This window comes from Microbacterium sp., assembly GCF_052099035.1.
Taxonomy (GTDB): domain Bacteria; phylum Actinomycetota; class Actinomycetes; order Actinomycetales; family Microbacteriaceae; genus Microbacterium.
In genome coordinates this window covers 1-19,201 of record NZ_JBQDSX010000039.1, presented here as the reverse complement: position 1 = coordinate 19,201, position 19,201 = coordinate 1, and the positions used below count along the sequence as shown (strand labels likewise).

The 19,201-nt window shown below is 65.8% G+C and carries 22 protein-coding genes and 1 tRNA gene; 13 read left to right on the top strand and 10 right to left on the bottom strand.

What is annotated here, in order from left to right; translation table 11 throughout:
- Positions 1 to 39: 39 nt before the first annotated feature.
- The gene (locus ACTIAO_RS12120; protein ID WP_441883009.1) at positions 40 to 1,290 is read right to left on the bottom strand and encodes an MFS transporter; all 1,251 of its coding nucleotides are present in this window, start codon (positions 1,288 to 1,290) and stop codon (positions 40 to 42) included.
- Positions 1,291 to 1,695: 405 nt separating this feature from the next.
- On the opposite strand from ACTIAO_RS12120, the gene ACTIAO_RS12115 reads away from it, so the two are divergent.
- The 3 genes from ACTIAO_RS12115 to ACTIAO_RS12105 all read left to right on the top strand — a co-directional run bounded on the left by ACTIAO_RS12115 (position 1,696) and on the right by ACTIAO_RS12105 (position 3,245).
- Complete coding sequence (locus ACTIAO_RS12115; RefSeq protein WP_441883007.1) at positions 1,696 to 1,920, top strand: hypothetical protein; 225 nt, start codon at positions 1,696 to 1,698, stop codon at positions 1,918 to 1,920.
- 29 nt (positions 1,921 to 1,949) lie between these two features.
- Complete coding sequence (locus ACTIAO_RS12110) at positions 1,950 to 2,708, top strand: SGNH/GDSL hydrolase family protein (RefSeq protein ID WP_441906480.1); 759 nt, start codon at positions 1,950 to 1,952, stop codon at positions 2,706 to 2,708.
- A 342-nt stretch (positions 2,709 to 3,050) separates the two neighbouring features.
- Positions 3,051 to 3,245 (top strand): hypothetical protein, encoded by a 195-nt coding sequence (locus ACTIAO_RS12105; protein WP_441883004.1) that lies wholly within the window; start codon positions 3,051 to 3,053, stop codon positions 3,243 to 3,245.
- Positions 3,246 to 3,531: 286 nt separating this feature from the next.
- Here the strand turns inward: ACTIAO_RS12105 and ACTIAO_RS12100 are convergent, their stop codons facing one another.
- The 6 genes from ACTIAO_RS12100 to ACTIAO_RS12075 all read right to left on the bottom strand — a co-directional run bounded on the left by ACTIAO_RS12100 (position 3,532) and on the right by ACTIAO_RS12075 (position 7,975).
- Positions 3,532 to 4,239, bottom strand: a complete 708-nt coding sequence (locus ACTIAO_RS12100) for a TIGR02391 family protein (RefSeq protein WP_441906479.1) — start codon at positions 4,237 to 4,239, stop codon at positions 3,532 to 3,534.
- A 162-nt stretch (positions 4,240 to 4,401) separates the two neighbouring features.
- Positions 4,402 to 5,433: a helix-turn-helix domain-containing protein gene (locus ACTIAO_RS12095; protein WP_441882999.1), complete on the bottom strand. Its 1,032-nt coding sequence runs from the start codon at positions 5,431 to 5,433 to the stop codon at positions 4,402 to 4,404.
- 17 nt (positions 5,434 to 5,450) lie between these two features.
- Positions 5,451 to 6,104 (bottom strand): hypothetical protein, encoded by a 654-nt coding sequence (locus ACTIAO_RS12090; protein WP_441906478.1) that lies wholly within the window; start codon positions 6,102 to 6,104, stop codon positions 5,451 to 5,453.
- A gap of 418 nt (positions 6,105 to 6,522) precedes the next feature.
- Positions 6,523 to 6,774: a helix-turn-helix domain-containing protein gene (locus ACTIAO_RS12085; RefSeq protein WP_441882995.1), complete on the bottom strand. Its 252-nt coding sequence runs from the start codon at positions 6,772 to 6,774 to the stop codon at positions 6,523 to 6,525.
- A complete protein-coding gene (locus ACTIAO_RS12080) occupies positions 6,771 to 7,370 on the bottom strand; it encodes a hypothetical protein (protein ID WP_441906477.1) in 600 nt (199 codons plus the stop codon). Before ACTIAO_RS12080 ends, ACTIAO_RS12085 begins: the two co-directional genes overlap by 4 nt.
- A complete protein-coding gene (locus ACTIAO_RS12075) occupies positions 7,370 to 7,975 on the bottom strand; it encodes a hypothetical protein (RefSeq protein WP_441906476.1) in 606 nt (201 codons plus the stop codon). Before ACTIAO_RS12075 ends, ACTIAO_RS12080 begins: the two co-directional genes overlap by 1 nt.
- Positions 7,976 to 8,308: 333 nt before the next feature.
- On the opposite strand from ACTIAO_RS12075, the gene ACTIAO_RS12070 reads away from it, so the two are divergent.
- The 4 genes from ACTIAO_RS12070 to ACTIAO_RS12055 all read left to right on the top strand — a co-directional run bounded on the left by ACTIAO_RS12070 (position 8,309) and on the right by ACTIAO_RS12055 (position 12,811).
- On the top strand, positions 8,309 to 10,840 hold the full coding sequence (locus tag ACTIAO_RS12070) for an ATP-dependent Clp protease ATP-binding subunit (RefSeq protein WP_441906475.1): 2,532 nt from the start codon (positions 8,309 to 8,311) through the stop codon (positions 10,838 to 10,840).
- 223 nt (positions 10,841 to 11,063) lie between these two features.
- A complete protein-coding gene (locus ACTIAO_RS12065) occupies positions 11,064 to 11,564 on the top strand; it encodes an amino-acid N-acetyltransferase (RefSeq protein WP_441906474.1) in 501 nt (166 codons plus the stop codon).
- A complete protein-coding gene (locus ACTIAO_RS12060) occupies positions 11,564 to 12,208 on the top strand; it encodes a hypothetical protein (protein ID WP_441906473.1) in 645 nt (214 codons plus the stop codon). Before ACTIAO_RS12065 ends, ACTIAO_RS12060 begins: the two co-directional genes overlap by 1 nt.
- A gap of 186 nt (positions 12,209 to 12,394) precedes the next feature.
- Positions 12,395 to 12,811: a dehydrogenase gene (locus ACTIAO_RS12055; protein ID WP_441906472.1), complete on the top strand. Its 417-nt coding sequence runs from the start codon at positions 12,395 to 12,397 to the stop codon at positions 12,809 to 12,811.
- A 31-nt stretch (positions 12,812 to 12,842) separates the two neighbouring features.
- Here ACTIAO_RS12055 and radA read toward each other — a convergent pair whose 3' ends face one another.
- On the bottom strand, positions 12,843 to 14,237 hold the full coding sequence (radA, locus tag ACTIAO_RS12050) for a DNA repair protein RadA (protein WP_441906471.1): 1,395 nt from the start codon (positions 14,235 to 14,237) through the stop codon (positions 12,843 to 12,845).
- A 249-nt stretch (positions 14,238 to 14,486) separates the two neighbouring features.
- Here radA and ACTIAO_RS12045 point away from each other — a divergent pair, with 249 nt between their 5' ends.
- The 4 genes from ACTIAO_RS12045 to ACTIAO_RS12030 are packed head-to-tail and all read left to right on the top strand — an operon-like array spanning position 14,487 to position 17,018.
- Positions 14,487 to 14,870: a respiratory nitrate reductase subunit gamma gene (locus tag ACTIAO_RS12045; RefSeq protein WP_441906470.1), complete on the top strand. Its 384-nt coding sequence runs from the start codon at positions 14,487 to 14,489 to the stop codon at positions 14,868 to 14,870.
- Entirely contained in the window at positions 14,867 to 16,111 is a 1,245-nt protein-coding gene (locus ACTIAO_RS12040) for a molybdopterin molybdotransferase MoeA (RefSeq protein ID WP_441906469.1), read from the top strand. The genes ACTIAO_RS12045 and ACTIAO_RS12040 overlap by 4 nt, the downstream gene beginning before the upstream one ends.
- Positions 16,108 to 16,743: a molybdenum cofactor guanylyltransferase gene (mobA, locus tag ACTIAO_RS12035; protein WP_441906468.1), complete on the top strand. Its 636-nt coding sequence runs from the start codon at positions 16,108 to 16,110 to the stop codon at positions 16,741 to 16,743. Before ACTIAO_RS12040 ends, mobA begins: the two co-directional genes overlap by 4 nt.
- A complete protein-coding gene (locus ACTIAO_RS12030; protein ID WP_441906467.1) occupies positions 16,740 to 17,018 on the top strand; it encodes a DUF6457 domain-containing protein in 279 nt (92 codons plus the stop codon). The genes mobA and ACTIAO_RS12030 overlap by 4 nt, the downstream gene beginning before the upstream one ends.
- Before the next feature lie 8 nt (positions 17,019 to 17,026).
- Here ACTIAO_RS12030 and ACTIAO_RS12025 read toward each other — a convergent pair whose 3' ends face one another.
- Positions 17,027 to 17,458 carry a molybdenum cofactor biosynthesis protein MoaE gene (locus ACTIAO_RS12025; RefSeq protein ID WP_441906466.1) on the bottom strand — a complete coding sequence of 144 codons (432 nt, stop codon included), beginning with the start codon at positions 17,456 to 17,458 and terminating at the stop codon, positions 17,027 to 17,029.
- A 92-nt stretch (positions 17,459 to 17,550) separates the two neighbouring features.
- On the opposite strand from ACTIAO_RS12025, the gene ACTIAO_RS12020 reads away from it, so the two are divergent.
- Complete coding sequence (locus tag ACTIAO_RS12020; RefSeq protein ID WP_441906465.1) at positions 17,551 to 18,174, top strand: helix-turn-helix transcriptional regulator; 624 nt, start codon at positions 17,551 to 17,553, stop codon at positions 18,172 to 18,174.
- Positions 18,175 to 18,204: 30 nt separating this feature from the next.
- On the opposite strand, the gene ACTIAO_RS12015 is transcribed toward ACTIAO_RS12020, so the two are convergent.
- Entirely contained in the window at positions 18,205 to 18,978 is a 774-nt protein-coding gene (locus ACTIAO_RS12015; RefSeq protein WP_441906464.1) for a hypothetical protein, read from the bottom strand.
- 131 nt (positions 18,979 to 19,109) lie between these two features.
- Between ACTIAO_RS12015 and ACTIAO_RS12010 the strand changes: the two genes are divergently transcribed.
- Positions 19,110 to 19,199: transfer RNA gene (locus ACTIAO_RS12010), tRNA-Ser, on the top strand.
- The last annotated feature ends 2 nt before the right edge of the window (positions 19,200 to 19,201 follow it).

Here is a 19,201-nt window from a genome sequence, read left to right as displayed (position 1 = left end):
CGGCGCCTCCTTCCTATTCGGGGTCGAACCCGGGCATGCTCAGCGCACAGATCGCACATTCATGATCACCAGAGCACCCAGGATGCCTGCGGCCCCGCTGGCGATAAACAGGCCTGTGAACCCTCCGAAAAGCACTACGGCACCGGCGCCGAGCAGCGGGCCGAACGACTGCGGCACGGCGAGCGCGATATTCATGATGCCGATGTCTTTGCCGCGCGTCTCTGCAGACGGCAGCACCTGCGTTGCGAGGGCCTGGTCCACCGCGAAGAAACACCCTTGCCCGAGGCCGAGGAGCACGGCCCCGGCGAGCGCGGTGTTCGTCGCCGGCGCAAATGCCAGCAGAACGGCCGATAACGCCTGCGCGATGCCCGCCCCCATAACGAACACCCGGCGCCGGCTGAGCAGATCGCTCAACTTACCGAACAGCACCGACGACACCACCGTCACGGCCATGTAGATGAGCGTGGTCGTTACGAGGAATCCCGTGGGGTCGGCCAGCCGTAGGTCGAATGTGAAAAAGTACAACAGCATCGTCGTCGCGATCGCATTGCCGAAGTTGATCAACACCCGGCTGGTGATCGTCCAGCCGAAGTCGGGGTACCGGCGCGGGTTCACCCATAGCGAGCTCGCGAGGAAGCGCAGCGTGACGGGCGGCAGCGCGGCCGCTTCCTCGTGGGTGAGCGGAATGTCCTTCATCCGAAGCAGGAACGGCAGGGCGCAGATAATCGCGGCGACGGAGAGGGCGAGATAGCCCGAGAACGTCGTGGTGAACACGGCGGTGACGAGCACCATGCCGATCAGGATGCCGAGGGCGTTCGGGGCGGAGATCCAGCCCGACACCAGCCCGCGCTGATCCTCGGGCACCTGATCGGCGAGCACCGCTGTCAGCGCCGCTGAGGAGACACAGAACCCGACCATCGTGATCGTCCAGAACACAACGGTGCCGACGACCTCATGCTGGATCCCCAGGAACGCCAGGCCCCCGGCGATCATGATGACCCCGACGAGGATCCACGGCCGACGACGCCCGAAACGGGAGACGGTGCGATCGCTCAGCGCACCGACGATCGGGTAGGTGATGACAGTGGCCGTCCCCGCGATAGCGGTGACGATCCCGAAGTACACCAGCGAGGCCAGCCAGTGATCGGCGTCGTGCTGCTGAGCGATTTGGAGCGGCAGCAGCACCTGCACGGGCACGAGCTGCCCCATCCACAGGCCGAGCCACGCACTGGCGAACGCCGCGATCCAGCCTGGGCGGACGTTCTGCGTCGGCTCATCGTACGCGGACACCGGCGGAGCTGATGCCGGCGCGACGCTCATCGGCTGGACCTTTGCGTCGCCATGGCCTCGTGCATGACAGAACCATTGGATAACTGCATTCGGCACAGACTTGGGGCGGCCACGCGCTGTGGCGGCCGGTCGGATATCAAGCGACGCGTCATCTACGTCTTCCCTTCATCGAGCGGTAGAAGGCCGACTGTGGCGACCAATAATTGCACAGTAGTACTGTTACGATTTCGGCCGCGTTAATTCTTCTTCGCGGCACGCAGGCGGAACGGCGGCAACAGCGCCGCCGTTCCGTAGTACTTCTCGCACCTGGAAGGTTGCGACCGTCCTACAAAACTGGACGTTTGTGCTGATCATCCAATAGGATTGCCTCGCGCCGACCAGTGCGCATCGATCGAAGGAGACCACATGTCCGCACGTTATGACCTTGCCAAGGTCAAGCTCGGCAAGTTGTTGACTGACCCCGAGGCCGAGGCCATCGTCCTTGACGTTATTCCGGACCTCAAGAAGCAGCCGACTTACCTTGTCGCCAAGACGCTCACAGCGTCCGCCGCGCTGCAACTCGCGTCGGCGCAGCTCGGCGCAGGCAAGGTGGAGGAGCTTCGTCAGCGGATCAACGCCCTCGAGGCGTGAGCGGGGGTGGCAGACGACCCATGCACGCGATGACCGGCCTGCTGTATCCCGAGGAACCGGTGAGATACGTCGCGGTGGGCGACAGCTTCACCGAGGGCATCGGTGATGGCCAGGACCCCAGCCTTCTCGGCTGGGCCGACCGTGTGGCGGACGGTCTTCGCGCATGGTCGTCCGCCTCCGTCTCCTACGCGAACCTCGCGATTCGCGGGCGGACGATTTCGGGCGTGCTCGCTCAGGTACCTGTCGCGCTCGCGCTGCGTCCTGCACCCACGCTCGTGACAATCTGCGGAGGCGGGAACGATCTGCTCCGTCCGACATTCACCGTGGCTTCCGTGGTGGTGCAGATGCGGTCGGCCCTGACCTCGATCATGTCCACCGGTGCTCGCCCGGTGCTTCTGAGCCCGGCCGATCCCTCGGCTCACCTCCCGCTCGGTCGGCTCGTTCGTGCACGTGGACATGTACTTTCCGAGGGGTATCGCTCGCTCGCCGCACGGTTGGGGATCAGTTTTGTCGACGTGTCGCACGATGTCGTGCTGCGCCATCGTGCCTTCTGGTCCGACGACCGCCTGCATCTAAATGCCGAAGGCCACGACCGCGTCGCGGCGAGCGTGCTCGCAGAACTGATTGGCCTGCCCGTTCCGGCTCCGGCATCCCGCGGGTCAGTACGGCGACGACTAAAAGATGAAGTCCATTACCTTCAGACTCATGTCGCGCCCTGGATGCAACGTCGTCTGACGGGTCGCTCCTCCGGTGACCTGCGCTCGGCACGTTATCCCGACTGGTGCTGACTACTAGCGCGACGTCGTCGCGCGGTCCTCGGTCGGCGAGTAGATTCAACTCCGGGTCGACTCGTCGCGCTATGCGACAGGCTGAACCGGCCCACGCAGCACGGCCCGTGCGGCAGCGAGCGCATCGATCGGGTTGGACTTGCCTCGCTCCCTCGCCGAGGTCGAGCCTGGGCCATCAGTTTCGGCGGCACCCGCCCCACTTCCCGACCGACGGCGAGCAGGTCCCGCTCCAACCGCGCGGCCAGGTGACGGCAGACTTCGTTAGCCGACCGCAGACGTGCGCCAAACTCGCGGCGCCCAGCTCAACACGGCATCGTGACCGGCTGTGGTGGCTTTTGACCTGTGAACGATGCCGACAACGCGAGCGGGCGATCATTCGCGCTCTGGGGCGGTGGCATCACGGACGCGAAGGACTCGTCGAAGTTCCGGCCGGCGCGCATCGTGTCAGACGCTGCTCCCGAGGATTCCGTCGCACCGACTGTCTCCGTGAAGGAGGGCCAGGAGTTCTCGGTCGGTGTCGATGGCCGTACCGGTTAGTGAGCTACAAGCTGGAGGATGTTGGGCTGATCGATCGCGTAGAGATGAACGGCGTTGTGACGGACCTCGATGACAACGCGTGGTCGTATGTCAACGGGCTCGCTCCGGGCGTGTTCGGGGTGCCGCTGACGCCGAGGGCTTGTCCCTCTGCCAAGTGCGATCGAACTCGCTCCAACGTCACCGGATCAATCATTGCGGCAACTACGACGACCCCGCCCAGCGTGGACTCTTTGTCGGTGTTGGCGATGCGGATAGCGAGGTCGGTTGAGCTGGCTCCCGCCACTGCTCAAACTCCTTCGCCGTTGTCTGAGATGGCCGTGTCCAGGCGACGATGAATCATGGACAGGGTACCGAGAACGTCGAGAGCGTCCAGCTCGCTCATCGTCCAGTGCAGCTTGGGTTCGTGGGCCACGGGATTGCGGAACGCGCTGAAGAGACCCTTCGCGAGATTGGCGATACCTAGTTGTTCGTCTCGCTCAGTTCGGGTTCCGCCGTTGTTGATCCGGAGCAGAGGACTGGAGCCAGCCATGGTCTTCTCGATGAGGCCGTACCCGTCGGCATCGACACCGGTAGTGGATCGAATCCGCGCCCCGAGTCCCTTGATGGCTTCGAAGACAGCTTCGTAGTAATCCTTACGCACGAGGTCTTCTCGGCAGTATGCGAGTACTTCTGCGTGGGCCCCACGTTGCTCAAGGATCTTGTAGAGCCGCTCCGACCGCGCCAGGGCTTCGGTGTCGGTGGACGCCTTCTTGGCCGTCGCCACGCGTCCGTCAGAGAGGACTCTGAGGCTCACGAGGGACAGGACTTGGTTCAGTTCGTCACGTGCGATGTCTGCGCGAGACTTGCGGTCGAGTGTTCGTTCGGGGCGCATCGCCGCCCGAACAAGTCCGATCAAGGCGTTGCCGTTACCGGTCTTCGCCTGGTTGTTGGAGACCGCGTGGGCGAGCCGACGCCACTTGGTGTACCCCTCACCCGGGTCGGACCGAAGTGGCACTTCGCCGGTGATGCGCGTGAGCTCGGTCCCGCTGTAAAGGTCCCCGATAATCTTTGAGACCCCTCGACCGTCCCTGACGGGAATGCGCTGATGCGACTGGTCACGCGAGTGTCACCCAAGCACGGAGAGCGTTGCCAGGGAAGGCTCCTTCGTGCGGGAATATCATGCTGCCACCGGCACGAGGTCTCGGATGAAGTCGCGTATGTCGTCTTGGTAGAGGTCGAGGTCGATCGCGGCTTCGCGAACATTGACTTTGTTTGGCGAGCCGAACATGACCTTGCGCAATAGTTGTGAGGTTTCCGGGACGATACCGCCCGGTTCCGCCGAGCGGTATCCCTGCTCGGACAGAGTCATGCATGTGCTGCGGTACTGCCAGTCGCTCAGGAGGTGAAGTTCGTGAAGTCGATGTGTCATCGCCATCGCTGAAACCCTCCAGAATGTGCGGGCTGACAGGATGCGCTCCAGGCTTGCGTTGCGCATGGACTGTGTAAGGACCGCCGTGCGCGGCATCAGGAAAGTGGAGGCGAACCGGTTGGCTTCCGCCTCCCGCTCCTTCGAAGTGCTTGGGTCCATGTCTTGCTCGCCGTGGAGAACGAGGTGGCCGAGCTCGTGAGCTGCGTCGAAGCGTTGCCGTTCCCCGGATCTTGAGGTGTTGAGGAACACATAAGGCGAACCGTCGCGTATGAAGCAGAATGCGTCGATGTCGGTGTACTCGTGGCGGAGCGCAGCGATGCGGACACCCTTGGACTCCAGCAAGTGGATCATGTTTGGGATTGGGCGGTCGCCAAGGTTCCAACGGTGGCGGACGAGATCCGCAGCTTCTTCCGGAGACAATTTGTCGAACGAGGGAGTGTCCGGTGCGGGCAATCTGAACTTCGACTCAATGACAGCGAAGAACTCGACAGCGAGGGCGGCGCTGGCGAGGACCGCGTCGCGCCTGGTCGCAGTGGTCTTGCTGAGCTTGCGGAAACTGGCGGCTTCGACCGGAATGGCGTCTGCTGTGTCGCGATCGAAGAACTTCGGCGGAACGGAGAGAGCTCTGGAGAGTTTGAGGAGGTTTTCCTCACTGGGCGCGAGCTTGCCGTTCTCGTAATTGGTGAGAGACCGCAGGGAGACACCGCTCTGCTCAGCGAGTTTGGTGAGAGTCAGGGCTAGGCGTTGACGCGCGAGCCTGAGGCGCGATGGATTAAACATGCCGGGTCTTGCAAACGTCAGAGTGGCTCGACGGCAACGTCGATCCCGTCGTAGCCCGGGTCGTCGAAGACGGAGAGATCCCCATCGAGGTCGAGGAAGCCGATCATGATGCGGTCGTCCCAGTCTGTGACGATCCCGCTCTCAGTCATCTCTGCCGGGCGGGACAGCTCGAGGTTGAGACCGCGCTCCGTACGTTCGTGCACTAAGAGCCAAAGGGGCGCCGCCTCTGCGGCAGCCACTAGCTCCCGCTCCTGCTCGATCTCAGCTACGTCGAACAAGGTCGCCATCTGTGCCCGCGGCCCGGCCAACGACTCGCGTGTCGCCTTGCCCTTGCGCCGAGTACGTGGCTTCCGCCGATGATCCGGGTTCGCCACGTTCGTCCCCGAGGCGATGGTGAACGAGATGAGTCCGGCAGGATGCAGGAGGCGCGGCTGCTGATCTACGTAGACGAGCCGCCACCCGGTCTCCGAAAGCCGCTGGTGAAGCTGTTCCATCGACTCGTGGTAAATATCCGTACCGGGGGTCGAACGTAGCGCCATCGAGGTACGGTTCGTCGCACGGGAGAGGCCCGGTCGCAACGTCGCGTGAATCAGCTCAGTAGACAGGCCGAAGGCCGCGAGCCGACGCTCACCGTCAGGAGAATTGAATGAGACGAGAGTCGAGGTTGCCATCATTGCCCCTTCCGAGCGTTGCGCGTAACACTACCTCATTTGTGGTTTGGTATCACGCAACGCGCCGTCTCGGCGAATCAGCATCTTCCTGCTTGGAGATTGCAAACTGTCATAGCCGACGGACGATGCTTCGCACTTGCATGCGCCCCTCGGTAGACTGAGACCCAAGTAAACAAGCGGATTCAGACGTTGGTACTTCTGACCTACAACAGCATCCTGCTCTGCCGGTTTCACCACATGTCTCTGCATCATCGTGAGTGGAAGATCACTCGGCGAGCGAAAGACGACTTCGTCCTGCATGCCGCACGGGGGAGAAGTGGGCGATGCGATCACGCACGGTGCTCCGCTACGCCTTCGGCGACATCGATCCGCCACCCAAACGATTTCGGCCCACAGGGTGATCACCATCAGCGCCCGATCAGCGCGACCGTCCAGCAGGCGGAGCCAGCACCAACAGCTCACCCACCTCGCACTCGAGCGCATCGCAGATCGCCCGCAGCGTCGAATACCGAATTGCCCGCGCCCGATCGTTCTTCAGCACCGAGAGATTCACGATCGACACCCCGACCCGCGCGCTCAACTCCGTGAGCGTCATCCCGCGCGCAGCCAACAGCTCATCGAGTCGACAGTGGATGCCGGTCTCTTCATCTTCCGGCGGCGGGGGAGTCACACCAACCCCTCCGCATCCCTCTGCAGCGAAGTCCCGCGACGGAACACGATCACCAGCACGCCCAACGCAATCGCGGCGACGAAGAGCGGCATGCCATCCATGAGCAGCATCCACTGCCCATCGAACTCGCCGCCCAGGGCCGCGAACACGCCATTCAGTCCCATGTTCTCGAACCACGCCCACGCCAGCCCCGCGGCCAGCAGCCCCATAGACATCGCGAACGTCAGCCGGGAGTTCACTCTGTCGAACACCGCACCTCGCATCAGCCGACGGCACAGCAGGACACCGAGCGCAGTGACACCGACCAGACACGCGGTTCGCAACACAATCGCGAGAACCAGGCACACCACGCTCACGACGTTCACATCCTCCACGGTCAGCGTTGCGGTGTCGACGGTCGCCGACGCACCCGCTCCGATCCCCACGACGAATTCCTGGGCAGGCACCCGTGTGGTCACCGTCACCGAACCGGCCGTCGCAAACAACTGCACGAGAGTGCGGATGCCGTCATACAGCAGCCAAGCGATGACCAGACCGCCCACGATGATCGCCGTGTTCAGATCGTTCCGATCCGATTTCACCTGCTTCGTGTTCATCAGACCAATCCTTCCGTCTCGCGTTGCAGACGCTGACCGACCTCGAAAGCCGTCGCCACGAGGGCGAGAGCGATGCCCCACCCGACCGGCGCAAGGTCTGCCGAGACCTGGAACGTCCAGAACTGCGACGTGTCGACGCCCGTGGGCAACTGCTCCACCACCTCAGCGCGACCGAGCCCGCCGAGAAACGGGCCGACCATCCCCGCCACAATCAGCGCGACCGCGGCCGTCGCCAAAGTCGGAACCATAGAACGTCGGAACGCCCGCTGCCGGATCAGCGAGAACCCGAGCCACCACAGCGACGCGCACACGATCACCGTCGCCAGCGCAGGAAGCGCGGCCTCCCCGAACAAGAGCCAGCGAGCGCCGCCAGACAGCGCCTCAACAGAAACCACGGACTGCGTGTATTCGGCGGCGGTGATGCCCGCGGCATCCGACAGCCCGCCTATCGGCGCATCATGCACCGGCAGATCGACCGCGACCGGCGACCCGAAGATCTCGACCCCAGCGCCGACCGCCCCCACGATCGACGCGATCCCGATGCTCACCGCACTGGTCGCCACCAGTCCTAACGCCACCGCCTCAGCCATAGACGGTCGGCCCATTCGTAAAGCCATCATGCCCTCCGTATCGAATATCGTTGTTATCGATGTTCGTTAACATAACGACTCTCGATAAGGCGTGTCAACGTCCCTTCGACAGGCTCAGGGATCGGGTGGGTGCGGGCTCAGGGATCGGGTGGGTGCGGGCCCAGGGACCGGGCGGGTGCGGGCCCAGGGACCGGGCGGGTGCGGGCCCAGGGATCGAAACCGACGGAGGCTATATGCCGACGGCGAACACGGCCTTGCCCGGCGCGACAGGTCGTTACTCTCGATGTACAGGCGCAGAGAACCGTATTCGGCGTCAGCGCTTCGCCCCGTGCGATAAGGAGTCACAGCATGTTCGAGAGATTCACCGACCGAGCCCGTCGTGTGGTCGTCCTCGCCCAAGAAGAGGCGAAGATGCTCAACCACAACTACATCGGCACTGAGCACATCCTGCTCGGCCTCATTCACGAGGGCGAAGGCGTCGCAGCCAAGGCCCTCGAGAGCCTCGGCATCTCCCTCGACGCCGTGCGCGAGCAGGTGCAGGACATCATCGGCCAGGGCCAGCAGCAGCCCACCGGCCACATCCCCTTCACCCCGCGCGCCAAGAAGGTGCTCGAGCTGAGCCTGCGCGAAGCCCTGCAGCTCGGCCACAACTACATCGGCACCGAGCACATCCTCCTCGGCCTCATCCGTGAGGGCGAAGGAGTGGCAGCCCAGGTTCTCGTCAAGCTCGGCGCTGACCTCAACAAGGTCCGCCAGCAGGTCATCCAGCTGCTCTCCGGTGCCCCGGGCCGCGAGCCCGCCGCCGTCGGCGCTCAGACCAACGACGGCCCGCAGGCCGCCCAGGGCGGATCCGCCGTCCTCGACCAGTTCGGACGCAACCTCACCCAGGCCGCGCGCGACAACAAGCTCGACCCGGTCATCGGTCGCGAGAAGGAAGCCGAGCGGGTCATGCAGATCCTCTCGCGCCGCTCCAAGAACAACCCGGTCCTCATCGGAGAGCCCGGCGTCGGCAAGACCGCCGTCGTCGAAGGCCTCGCCCAGGCCATCGTCAAGGGCGACGTCCCCGAGACGCTCAAGGACAAGCAGCTCTACTCCCTCGACCTCGGCTCGCTCATCGCCGGCTCCCGCTACCGCGGAGACTTCGAAGAGCGCCTGAAGAAGGTCACCAAGGAGATCCGCACCCGCGGCGACATCATCGTCTTCATCGACGAGATCCACACCCTCGTCGGTGCGGGCGCAGCGGAAGGCGCGATCGATGCCGCCAGCATCCTCAAGCCCCTCCTCGCACGAGGAGAGCTGCAGACGATCGGCGCGACCACCCTCGACGAGTACCGCAAGCACTTCGAGAAGGATGCTGCGCTCGAGCGCCGCTTCCAGCCGGTGCAGGTCAACGAGCCGAGCCTGCCCCACGCGATCAACATCCTCAAGGGACTGCGCGACCGCTACGAGGCGCACCACAAGGTGCAGATCACGGACGGCGCGATCGTCGCCGCCGCGAACCTCGCCGACCGCTATGTCTCCGACCGCTTCCTGCCGGACAAGGCCATCGACCTGATCGATGAGGCCGGCGCCCGTCTGCGCCTCAGCATCCTCTCCAGCCCGCCCGAGCTGCGCGAATTCGACGACAAGATCGCCGCCGTCCGCGAGCAGAAGGAAGCAGCATCCGAGGAGCAGGACTTCGAGAAGGCCGCATCCCTGCGCGACGAGGAGAAGAGCCTCCTCGCTGAGCGCCTGCGCCTGGAGAAGCAGTGGCGCTCCGGTGACGTCGCGACCGCAGCGGTCGTCGACGAGGGCCTGATCGCCGAGGTGCTCGCACAGGCGACCGGCATCCCGGTCTTCAAGCTCACCGAAGAAGAGTCCAGCCGCCTCGTCTTCATGGAGAAGGCACTGCACCAGCGCGTCGTCGGACAGGAAGAGGCCATCGCGGCCCTTTCCCGCACGATCCGTCGCCAGCGCGCCGGCCTCAAGGACCCGAAGCGCCCCTCGGGCTCGTTCATCTTCGCCGGCCCCACCGGCGTCGGAAAGACCGAGCTCGCCAAGGCGCTCGCGGAGTTCCTCTTCGACGACGAGAACGCCCTGATCTCCCTCGACATGAGTGAGTTCGGCGAGAAGCACACCGTCTCGCGCCTGTTCGGTGCCCCTCCCGGATTCGTCGGATTCGAAGAGGGCGGCCAGCTGACCGAGAAGGTCCGCCGCAAGCCGTTCTCCGTCGTGCTCTTCGATGAGATCGAGAAGGCGCACCCGGACATCTTCAACTCGCTGCTGCAGATCCTCGAAGAGGGTCGCCTCACCGACGGTCAGGGTCGCGTTGTCGATTTCAAGAACACGGTGATCATCATGACCACGAACCTGGGATCGTCCGCGATCGCCGGGGGACCCGTGGGCTTCCAGATCGAGGGCAACGCCCAGACCAGCTACGAGCGGATGAAGGGCAAGGTCGACGAAGAGCTCAAGCGCCACTTCAAGCCCGAGTTCCTCAACCGCGTCGACGACGTCATCGTCTTCCCGCAGCTGTCCAAGACCGAGCTCGTCCAGATCGTCGACCTGTTCGTCAAGCGCCTCGGCGAGCGACTGCTCGACCGCGACATGACTGTCGAGCTCTCGCAGTCCGCCAAGGAGCGGCTCATCGAGATCGGCTTCGACCCGGCGCTCGGCGCCCGGCCGCTGCGTCGTGCGATGCAGCGCGAGATCGAGGACCAGCTGTCCGAGAAGATCCTGCACGGCGAACTCAACCCCGGCGACCACGTCAAGGTGGATGCTGACGGCACACAGTTCCTGTTCGAGACCGCGCCGCGCGGCGAGAAGGTGTCCGTGGGTGTCGACACGACGGGCGGCGCGATCACCGCGACCCCCGACCTGGCGGCAAGCTCCGGAGAGTAATCACCTCACCGTGAACGACGAAAGGGCGGATGCTTCGGCATCCGCCCTTTTCGCGTCCCAGGCCGTCGGAAATCTCGGAGCACCTGGCGCGTCGGCGGCGCGCCCCGATCCAACACGCCGCGACACGCACGGGGTGTCTGCGTTTTCCAGAACGGCCGACCAACATGTGCGGCACCGAGCACGGCTCCCGGGTTGTCACGGGATCGGGTTCTAGGCTGGAGGCGTGAGCGAGTACACCGTCCGCCCGGCGCGCAGCGCCGACATCCTCGGCATCCATCACCTGCTGGCGCCGCTGGTCGACCGACGCATCCTGCTCGGCAAGGATCTGGCGATCCTCTACGGCGCGGTCCAGGAATTCGTCGTCGCCGAGAGAGACGGACAGCTCATCGGATGCGGCGCGCTGCACGTGATGTGGGAAGACCTGGGCGAGATCCGCACCCTCATCGTGCGCGACGACTGGCTGCGCCACGGCGTCGGACGGGAGATCGTCGCTGATCTCGAACAGCGTGCCCGCACACTGGGCCTCACCCGCCTGTTCTGCCTCACATTCGAGACCGAGTTCTTCACCCGCCGCGGCTTCGCCCCGATCGGTGAACAGGTCGTCGACCCGGACGTCTACTCGCAGCTCCTGCGCAGCCCGGACGAAGGCGTCGCCGAATTTCTCGACCTCGCACACGTCAAGCCGAACACCCTCGGCAACACCCGGATGCTGAAGAGCCTGTGATGTCGCCCAGCCCAGCCGTATACCGCCGGCGACGACTCGTCTTCCTCATCGTGCTGATCCTCGTCATCGCCGCGGTCGCGGTGGGCGTCTGGCTCGCCATCGCGCAGCCGTGGACGAGCGCGAAGCCGGCGCCGAGCGCGACGACATCTGCTAGTCCGACTCCGACTCAGACCACCACCAGCCCTGCCCCGGAAGAGAGCGCATCACCCGAGCCGGAGGAGAGCGCGGGGGCGGCAGCTGCGTGCCGCGGAGTCGACGTCACGGTTGAGGCCGTCACCGACGCCGAGTCCTACGCGGACGGTGCACTGCCCGCGCTGTCGATTTCGCTCACCAATAACGGATCCGAACCGTGCACGATCGACGTCGGATCGGCGACTCAGGTATTCACCGTCTCCAGCGGAGAAGACGTCTGGTGGCGCTCCACCGACTGCCAGGAGAACCCCAGCAGCATGGTCGTCACGCTCGAGGCGGGACAGCACGTCACCAGTGCAGAACCCCTCGTCTGGGATCGCACGCGCTCGGATGTCTCGACATGCGCGGATGCGAACCGACCCCGCGCCACCGCCGGTGGAGCCTCGTACCACGTGGGAGTCTCTATCGGCGGGTTCGAGGCCATGAACACGCGGCAGATCCAGCTCTATTAGCTGACACCGGTAATCGCGTGAGTTAGCATGAGGATGCTCTTGACCACATCGGTGCGGCCCACCCCAATGGAGTCGTGTCCAGCGTCCCCAGCGCTCGACTTTTCACCGATCAGGAGCACGAGGGCCCTTTCGAGTACTTCAGTCCCCAATGGAAAACTCGAGAGGGCCCCATCTATGCTTGAACGCATGGCAGGGAAGAAGTCGAAGTCCGCGGGTAAGACCAAGCCCGCACCGGAAGAGTTTCGCGCTGAGGCACTCGCCCAGGCGCTCGAGAAGCAAGACGTCGCGGCTGTCGCTCTCGCCCTCCGGCACGGCAACACGGTCGTTCCGCTACTGCGTCCCGGAGCGCGCGACAACCCGCTCGACGGCGGCGAGGTCTGGACCTTCCGCGACCCGAACACGGGGGACATCGCCCTGCTGCTGTTCAGTGACGCGAAGAACAAGCCGGAGAACCTGCCGCCGGGAGTGGGGATCTACTCCCCGGAGTGGCTGCGGCAGTTCCTCACGACGCATGAAGCGGCCATCACAACGGTGTTCCTCGACATCGCAGGGCCCCATCCGATGCAGGCGACCCCCGAAGAGCTGCTCAAAGCGCTGGCGTAAATATCAGCGCGGAGACATCAGCGCGTAAACATCAGAACGGCGGGATGCCGTCCTCGTGACGCGACTTCGTAGACAGCTGCGCGGGGTGCGCCGACCGGCTGCGTGAACGAACGTCATCGAGCGCCGCTCCCAGCCGCTCGGAGCGATCATCGATGACCTGCTGATAGCCCAGACGCGCAGCCTCTGATCGGCGCTGCGCCGCCTGCGTGACCGCGCGCACCTCGCCCGCGAGGCTTAGCTCACCCACTGCCGCGATCGTGCGCGGCACCGAGAAATTGCGGATCGACGCCGCCACGGCGATCGCGATCGCGAGGTCGGCCGCAGGCTCGATGAACCGCACGCCGCCGACCGTGGAGACGTACACATCGAGCTTGCCCGTCTCGATCCCCGCGCGCTTCTCCAGCACGGCCAGCACCATCGCAACCCGCGCCGAGTCGAGCCCGGACACCACGCGCCGCGGGTTCGGAGCAGCCGTGCCCACAGTCAGCGCCTGCACCTCGACCGGCATCGCCCGACGTCCCTCCATCGCGATCGCAACGCACGTGCCGGGCTCTGTGGATCCGTGCCCGAGGAACAGGCCCGACGGATCGGGCACCTCGGCGATCCCATCGCCGGTCATCTCGAAGCATCCGACCTCGTCGGTCGGGCCGAACCGGTTCTTCAAAGCCCGGATGAACCGCAGTGCCGTCTGCCGGTCGCCCTCGAACTGGCACACGACGTCGACGAGATGCTCGAGGATGCGGGGACCGGCGACCTGACCGTCCTTCGTCACATGCCCGACGATGATGATCGGCAGGCTGCGTTCCTTCGCCACCCGGATCAGGGTCGCGGCGACTTCGCGCACCTGGCTCGGCTGACCGGCAGCACCATCGGAGAGCGAAGACGCCACCGTCTGCACCGAATCGACGATGACCAGCTGCGGCTTCACCTCGTCGATGTGCCCGAGAATCGTGGCGAGATCGGTCTCACTGGCCAGGTACAGCTCGTCGTGCAGCGCCCCCGTGCGCTCGGCGCGCAGCCGCACCTGCGCCTGCGACTCCTCGGCACTCGCGTAGAGCACCCGCCGCCCGCCGCGCGCGGCCTGGGCCGCCACCTCGAGCAGCAGCGTCGACTTGCCGACGCCGGGCTCGCCGCTGAGCAGGATCGCAGCCCCCGGAACGATGCCCCCGCCGAGCACACGGTCGAATTCTGCGACGCCGCTGGAGCGCCGAGGCGTCTCGGCCGTGGAGATCTGCGTGATCGGCCGCGCCGCACGATCGGAACCGGGGGCGAGCGGACTCACGTGCCGCAGGATCCCCGTCTTCGCAGCCTGCTCTGCCACGGTGCCCCACTGCTGGCACTCGCCGCAACGACCGACCCATTTCGACGTCGTCCAGCCGCACTCGGTGCAGACGAAAGCAGGGGGAGCGGGACGACGGGTGGCCATGCTGCAAGGCTAGCCGGAGCATCCGACTTTCAGGTGAGTAGCCTGGAGCTACACGACCCGAGGGGCGACGCATGACAGATCCGGTACGACTCGTCGCGCACGCCGATGTCATCTCGGCGGCGCAGGATGCAGAGACGTTCTCCAGCCGCACCTCCCGACACCTGCATGTGCCCAACGGCATGGACGGGGAAGAGCACCGTGCATTCCGGGCCATCGTCGATCGGCAGATGACCCCTGGCGACAACGGTGATGGACAAGATCATGTACGTGTTCCTCGGGGCGACGCTGCTGTTCGGCACCGCGGCCACCGTCGTCTACCAGATATTCGGCGGCGGATTCCACTACCGCGAGACGATCTCACCTTGGATGCGTGACATGATCATCTTCCAGCCCCGCCCGGAGCTGATGATTGATGTGCCGCTGCTGTTCCAGCTGCACATCATCACCGCCTGCCTGCTGTTCGCGCTCTGGCCGTTCACCCGGCTCGTGCACGTGTTCTCGGCGCCGGTCGGATACCTCTTCCGGCCCTACATCGTGTACCGGTCACGTGACCATCACGCCGGTTCTCGTGCTCCGAAGCGCGGTTGGGATCCCGTCGCAGCCCCCGACCCTGAGCGACTGCGACGTCCGTGAGCGGCAGAGCGATCATCCGAACGGTTCAGGAGCACCTCGAGGTGGTGACGGCTGCCGTTCGGCAGCATCCACCCGTCACTATCCCGCTCGCTGACGCGCGAGGGCACACGCTCGGTGCAGACGCTCGCGCGCGAAGCGCCGTGCCCGTGTTCGACAACTCCGCCATGGATGGATTCGCCGTGCGGTACGCCGATGTCGCCCACGCGAGCGTCGAGCACCCGGTCCCGCTGCGCGTGATCGCCGACATCCCCGCCGGCAGCGCGAGTGATCCGGCGCTGACCTCCGGCGAGGCCGCCCGCATCATGACCGGTGCCCCGATTCCGTCGGACGCCGATGTCATCGTGCCGTTCGAGCACACCGTGGGGGGACTCGCCGATTCGCTCGGCGAAGTCGTCGTCACGCGGGCGCCGCGAGAGCGCGGTGCGCACATCCGTCGAGCTGCGGAGGACACCGCAGAAGGCGACATCGTGCTTCCGGCAGGCGTGCTGCTCGGGCCGTGGCAGCTGTCGGCGCTCGCCTCCGCGGGGATATCTCGCGTCGCCGTGTCGCCCCGGCCGAGGGTCGTTGTCGTATCGACCGGCTCCGAGCTCGTCGTGGACGGGGGACCGCTCGCCCGCGGGCAGATTCCCGAGTCGAACAGCACTCTTCTCGCAGCCCTCGTCGAGGAAGCTGGTGGCGAGGTCGTGCTGCGTCGCGTGATCGACGACGAGGGCGATGGGCCGGCGGATGCTGTCGCTGAAGCCGCACGCTGGGAGGCGGATGCCATCATCTTCACCGGCGGCGTCAGCGCGGGTGCGTACGAGATCGTGCGGCAGAGCCTCGCCGGCGCCATGGAGTTCACCCCCGTCGCCATGCAGCCGGGCAAGCCCCAGGGCTTCGGCGTCACCCCGGACGGAATGCTGATGTTCGGTCTGCCCGGCAACCCGGTGGGCGCCGCGGTGTCGTTCGAGGTCTTCGTGCGGCCGGCGCTGCTGCGGATGCAGGGGAGGGCCAGCATCCACCGGCCGGTCATTCACCTGCCCGCCGCGACCTCCTGGCGCACCCCGCCGGAGCGCCGCCAGTATCTGCCCGTCGTGATCGACCGCGCGGATCCGCAGCATCCGCAGGTGCGGCCCGCGACCTCCGGCGGGTCGGGCTCCCACCTCAGCGTGGGACTGGGAATCGCCGAGGCGTACGCCGTCGTCCCGACCGAAGCGGATGCTGTCGCAGCCGGCGATCTCGTCGAGGTCATGCTGCTGTGACGGCAGATCGCTCTGTGCAGATCGATCTCGTCGGCGCGATCGTGCTCGTCGGCGGCCGATCGCGTCGCATGGGTGGCGGATTCAAACCGCTGCTCGAGGTGGGCGGACGCACGCTGTTCGCGCGCTCGATCGATGCCGTCATCGAGGCCGGATGCGCGCCCGTCGTGGCCGCGGGGCCGATGCTGGATGCTGATGCGCCCGTGCACTGGGCGCGGGAGGATCCGCCGTTCACCGGCCCCGTCGCAGCCATCGAGGCAGCGCTCACCGCTGTCGACCGCGTTGATCCGGCCCAGGACCCGCGGTGGTCGCTGCTGCTCGCCGGTGACCTGCCGCGCGTGGACCGGATCGTGCAACGCCTGATCGCACAGGTCACGGCATCCGATCGTGAGCCGGTCGATGCATACGTCTTCACGGCCGATGGGCAGCCGCAGTGGCTCGCCGGGATCTACCGGACAGCCGCCCTGCGTACCGCGCTCGCCGCATTCGAGGGCGAGCTTGCCGGCGCATCGTGTCGGGCGCTGCTCGGGGAGCTCGCGATCTCATGGATCGCGGACGATGATGGAATCACCGCCGACATCGACACTCCGGCGGACCTGGCGCGCATCCGCGCCGAATTCGAGGAGGAACTGTGAGCAACCCATCCCGCACCCTGCCCCCCGAAGCTCTGGACGAATGGGCGCAGGCGCTGCGCGACAGGTTCGGCCTCGGTGAGGAAGACCTGCCGATCGCGCTGATCCTGGACCTCGCGCGCGATGTCGCGAACGGCGTGGCACGTCCCGCAGCCCCGTTCAGCGCGTTCGCCGCGGGCCTCGTCGCCGGCCGTGCCGGTGGATCACCGGAGGACACCCGCGCCGCAGTCGCCGCGGTCGTCGAACTCGCGGGCTCGTGGAGCGAGCGCGCGCAGTAGCTGGGGCCTTACCCGCCGATGCCTTTCCACGCCGTGGTTCCGTCGGCTTCGACCTGACGCTTCCACACCGGAAGGTCGCGCTTGATCGCCTCGATCACCTCGCGGCAGACGGTGAACGCCTGATCGCGGTGCGGCGAGGCGACGGCGATGACGACCGCCGCCTCGCCCACGTTGAGGCGACCGATGCGGTGGCTGACGGCGACGATGGCGTCTGTTCCTGCTGCGGCTCCCTCGGCGACGCGACGCAGAGCCGACTCGGCATCCGGGTGCGAGGTGTATTCCAGGGCGACGACGGTATCTGCGGCATCCGGATCGTGGTCGCGCACGCGGCCGACGAAAGTCGTGACGGCACCCGCCGTCGAACTGTCGACGGCGGAGATGTGTTCATCCAGAGACAGCGGCGTCTCGGAGATGCGGGCCAGGAGAACGGCAGATGACATATGAACAGGTTATCGCCGCGATCGAGCGCTTGCAGCCGATTATTCACGGCCCGGAAAACCCTGGCTGACCAGCAAGTCGCCATAATGGAGCTATGGCTTCAGCTCGACCCGCATGCGGCCCGATCTCGACATATTCACGGGTGCAGATCCTGCACCTGGTCCAGTCGCGATCTCCGAGGACGATCGTCGAACTGTGCGAGGCGACCGGACTGCACCAGAACACGATTCGCGAGCACCTGCAGCGGCTGATCGAGGGTGGCTACATCATCCAGTCCATTGAGCATCGCGCCACTCGCGGGCGTCCGCGCACACTGTACAGCGCCGCCACCGGCGCTCCGGACGCTTCCAGCTCCGTCGCCCGTGACAAGGTCAGTGCTGCCGCTCGACGCGGGGATCTCATGCGGCGGGCGATGCCGGCCACGGCATCCGATCTCGGGTCTCAAGCGACGTACCAGCTCGACGCTCTCATCGAGAACCTCGAGGAGAGCGGATTCGAACCCGTCATCGATGACGGCCAGCTCACCGTCGACCTCACTCCGTGCCCGCACGCTGCGGCGCGGCCGGAAGACCGCCCGGTGCTGTGCCAGGTGCACCTCAGCATCATGCAGGGCGTGCTCACCCAGGCCGGCGGACCGCTTGAGGCCCACTTCGTGCACGAACCCGCCGTGCCGGCGGAGTGCACGGTGCAGCTGCGCCTCGCCGCCGCAGCGGTTTGAGCGCGGGGCTGCTCAGTACAGGTCACCAGCTCAGTACAGGTCGACTGGGGGCTCCATGACGATACCCTGCGCCTCGAAGGCGCGACGACGCTCCTCGATGCGGCGGTGCAGCTCGATCTGGGCCGCTTCGACGAGTGCCGGGTCCAGTGGCACGCCGTGCGCGTGCGGGTCGCCGCCCTGCGCCTCGATGTACGCGTCCAGTTCTGGCCCCGAGGTTAGCGAGGTGATCAGCGAGTAGCGCGGGGTCGTGCCGCGATGCCAGACCGCGTGCCAGAAGCGCTGCGTGTCGACGACCATGCGCGTGCCGGCCGCCAGCGGGAGGCGGATCTCGGTCGCCGGATCGAACCGATCCTCGCGGAGGATGAGCAACGAGTCGGGGTCATCGGTGAGGTTGAGCCACGCACGAACGACCCACCCGGTGCCGGAGTCGTTGAGGCGGTTGTTGTCGTCCTGGTGCAGGTTGTAGACCGCGTCGGCATAGGTGTTCGGCTGCAGCTCGATCACGCGGCAGCGTCCGACGTTCGCTCCGGGCTCCTGTGCGAGCCGGACGAGCGTCGGTGCCTTCTCAACCTGGCTCGAGATCCAGACACCGTCCTTGTCGGTGCGCGGCGGGGTGTGGTTCCAGAAGCCGTTGCACTCGACCTCGCCGGCGTAGCTGGCCAAGGGTGCGAAGCGGGTCACGCCGGAGGATCGCCAACCGACGTACTCGAGCTCCTGCCACTCAGCCGGATCGATCGGATCCGGGAGGGCGGGGAGGACGACGTATCCGGTCTCCGCCAGCGCCGCTGACGTGATGTAACTCATGGCACCTCCGTTTAGGTCATCCTAACCAGCATCCTCGTCGCGAGTCGTGCGGCAGCGCCGGAGATAACCACGGGAACCGGCCGACCACGCTCGATTCGCGCGCGTGCCCGCTGTCGCGTAAACTCTTCCGCGGTGACGTGTCCGAGCGGCCGAAGGTGCAACACTCGAAATGTTGTGTAGGTTCACCCCTACCGTGGGTTCAAATCCCACCGTCACCGCCACT

What these genes read in the sequence shown, in the direction of transcription:
- ACTIAO_RS12055 (WP_441906472.1), top strand. Translation starts at nt 12,395, where the DNA reads ATGGCAGGGAAGAAGTCGAAGTCCGCGGGTAAGACCAAGCCCGCACCG.
- ACTIAO_RS12110 (WP_441906480.1), top strand. Translation starts at nt 1,950, where the DNA reads ATGACCGGCCTGCTGTATCCCGAGGAACCGGTGAGATACGTCGCGGTG.
- ACTIAO_RS12020 (WP_441906465.1), top strand. Translation starts at nt 17,551, where the DNA reads ATGGCTTCAGCTCGACCCGCATGCGGCCCGATCTCGACATATTCACGG.
- ACTIAO_RS12115 (WP_441883007.1), top strand. Translation starts at nt 1,696, where the DNA reads ATGTCCGCACGTTATGACCTTGCCAAGGTCAAGCTCGGCAAGTTGTTG.
- ACTIAO_RS12045 (WP_441906470.1), top strand. Translation starts at nt 14,487, where the DNA reads ATGGACAAGATCATGTACGTGTTCCTCGGGGCGACGCTGCTGTTCGGC.
- radA (WP_441906471.1), bottom strand. Translation starts at nt 14,237, where the DNA reads ATGGCCACCCGTCGTCCCGCTCCCCCTGCTTTCGTCTGCACCGAGTGC.
- ACTIAO_RS12080 (WP_441906477.1), bottom strand. Translation starts at nt 7,370, where the DNA reads ATGAACACGAAGCAGGTGAAATCGGATCGGAACGATCTGAACACGGCG.
- ACTIAO_RS12070 (WP_441906475.1), top strand. Translation starts at nt 8,309, where the DNA reads ATGTTCGAGAGATTCACCGACCGAGCCCGTCGTGTGGTCGTCCTCGCC.
- ACTIAO_RS12075 (WP_441906476.1), bottom strand. Translation starts at nt 7,975, where the DNA reads ATGGGCCGACCGTCTATGGCTGAGGCGGTGGCGTTAGGACTGGTGGCG.
- ACTIAO_RS12060 (WP_441906473.1), top strand. Translation starts at nt 11,564, where the DNA reads ATGTCGCCCAGCCCAGCCGTATACCGCCGGCGACGACTCGTCTTCCTC.
- ACTIAO_RS12090 (WP_441906478.1), bottom strand. Translation starts at nt 6,104, where the DNA reads ATGGCAACCTCGACTCTCGTCTCATTCAATTCTCCTGACGGTGAGCGT.
- ACTIAO_RS12015 (WP_441906464.1), bottom strand. Translation starts at nt 18,978, where the DNA reads ATGAGTTACATCACGTCAGCGGCGCTGGCGGAGACCGGATACGTCGTC.
- ACTIAO_RS12095 (WP_441882999.1), bottom strand. Translation starts at nt 5,433, where the DNA reads ATGTTTAATCCATCGCGCCTCAGGCTCGCGCGTCAACGCCTAGCCCTG.
- ACTIAO_RS12025 (WP_441906466.1), bottom strand. Translation starts at nt 17,458, where the DNA reads ATGTCATCTGCCGTTCTCCTGGCCCGCATCTCCGAGACGCCGCTGTCT.